Annotated in this window: 2 protein-coding genes; one reads left to right on the top strand and one right to left on the bottom strand. The window is 65.4% G+C overall.

The window, feature by feature from the left end; genetic code table 11:
• Positions 1–197 precede the first annotated feature (197 nt).
• Complete coding sequence (locus M0R80_31935) at positions 198–1,217, bottom strand: hypothetical protein (protein ID MCK9464252.1); 1,020 nt, start codon at positions 1,215–1,217, stop codon at positions 198–200.
• A 135-nt stretch (positions 1,218–1,352) separates the two neighbouring features.
• Here M0R80_31935 and M0R80_31930 point away from each other — a divergent pair, with 135 nt between their 5' ends.
• Positions 1,353–1,607, top strand: coding sequence for a ribbon-helix-helix protein, CopG family (locus M0R80_31930; protein MCK9464251.1), 255 nt, complete (start codon positions 1,353–1,355; stop codon positions 1,605–1,607).
• The last annotated feature ends 317 nt before the right edge of the window (positions 1,608–1,924 follow it).

Genomic DNA, 1,924 nt, shown 5'->3' with positions numbered 1-1,924 from the left:
GGGCGCACTCCGGGGTGCGACGAGCACGGGCGATCCACTCGAGCGATGACCGCGGCGTGCCCGCGTCGTGATCGAAGACGGCGGCTCATCCCCAGAGGATCGAGTGGGGTTGCCCCCGGATCCCGGAGTGAACCGCCCCGGGTTCGGTAGAGGTTCGAACACCCCGCACCACACCTGGCGACGGTTGGGAGACAGCCCTAGGTGCAGGACGGAAGGTCGACGCACTCCTCTGCCACTGCCCGGGTTCGGGCAAGGTCCATGCCTGCGACGAACGCGGGGATGTGGGTCGCTGGGCGCCAGCGGCCCACAACTTCGGGCCGAGGGTCCCGCTCGTACCCGAACTGAGACCACCAGCTCCACACGACGTCGTGGGCTTTCGGCTCAGTCTCTCCGATCTCGAATACGTATCCACCTGCGCGGCTGACGAGAGCTGCTGTCGCGCCGTCCCAGAGGCTCGAGGCAGCGAGTTGAACGGCAACGTTGTCGGCGTTCTGAATCACCTTTCTCGTCACAGGTGCGCCCGCTGTGTTGAAGACGGGGACCTTGACGTCCGGCCATCTGGCGGCCACCCGCTCGCGAAGCGTCGAGAACGCTTGCCACCAGGTCGGCTTGTACCCGCCGGCAAGCACGACCGGCGTGCTGGTCACTTCAAACTTCTCTCCCTCTTCGGAGTACGACAGCTCCAAGTCGTCGCTGTACGCGTCGCCCTCGGAGCGATCGATGATGTCGACGGACACATAGGGGAGGGCAGACTCCGCGAACGTCGTCCCACCCTCGGCGTCGAGGACTCCGAGGAACCGCATCTGACAGTCGGGCCCGCCGTCAGCCGCGAGCCCGACGAACTCCTGGACCAGCATCACGTGGCCCCAAGCACCCGGGAGACTCCATGCCTGTGCGGATCCATCGATGGCATCGAGGTACCCGATGTAGCGGAAGTCCTTCGTGCGGAGAAGGAGGTTGGTCAGCTCTGCTTCCTCACCGAAGACCTGGATGCCAGGGACGAGGCTACGTAGGCGATCCGCCGCATGCTGGTGCAGGAGCTGATCGACCTTCTTGGCCGGATCACCCATGTGGTCGGGACTGCTGGTCATCCAGACGTTGTCGTCCATCTCCATGCGGCTGGCCAACAGGATCTCGCGTCGTGCCTCGAACCAGGTCTCGGCGATCGACGCCGCCAGTCGGGCGGACCAGGTCCTGGACAACTCGAACTCGCCCACAGCGGCCCTCCAGTCGTCACAGCTTGTTGTCCGGTGCCCAGGTGCTACAGTAGTGACGTCCGACGCAGCGCCGGGCGCCACTTAGGCGCGTCCTCCCCGAGGCTGGGTCCCTGAAGCAAGACGGAGGCTATCAGAATGTCCGATTTGGACGGTCGCGCAGTCCGGAATGTTTCGGTGCGTCTCCCCGAAGCGACTTTCGACGCGGTTGTGTCCGTTGCCCGAGTCGACGGGATCACAATGGGCGAGGTCATTCGTCGAGCTATCGCCGACTATGCCGCGGCTCGCAAGGAGTCGCCCGACTGGACGGCGAAGGTCCAGCAGCTCCAGCAGCAGCTTGAGCTCCTGCTACCGCCGGACCTCCCTGCCGAGCGGACGGTATCCAACCGCTAGCCCTGTTTCTGCGGTCGGCCACTAGTTCGAAGCCGTAGAACGGGTCGTGGCCAAACCTTTCCCTGCCTGGATGGCAGGGTTCAGCATGGCGGTCCACGATGACGGGTCGATCCAGTTCGCCACCGAGTCCTTGCCGACAAGGCCTCCTGTCGCGTCCCCAACTGGCTGGGTTGGATCTGGCCCACTCTTCGCAGACACGCTCTGTTGGTGGTGTGCTGGACGAGGCCAAGCCCTCGGGTGCGGACCGGTGCGAGTGCCCGGCGCCTGGACCGCGACTTGCGGGGTAGTCAACGCCATGGTCGCCGCCGAACCGGCGG

It is taken from the genome of Pseudomonadota bacterium, from assembly GCA_023229365.1.
Taxonomy (GTDB): domain Bacteria; phylum Myxococcota_A; class Polyangia; order JAAYKL01; family JAAYKL01; genus JALNZK01.
The sequence above is the reverse complement of the archived record's forward strand: the minus strand, read 5'-3'. Positions and strand labels throughout refer to the sequence as shown.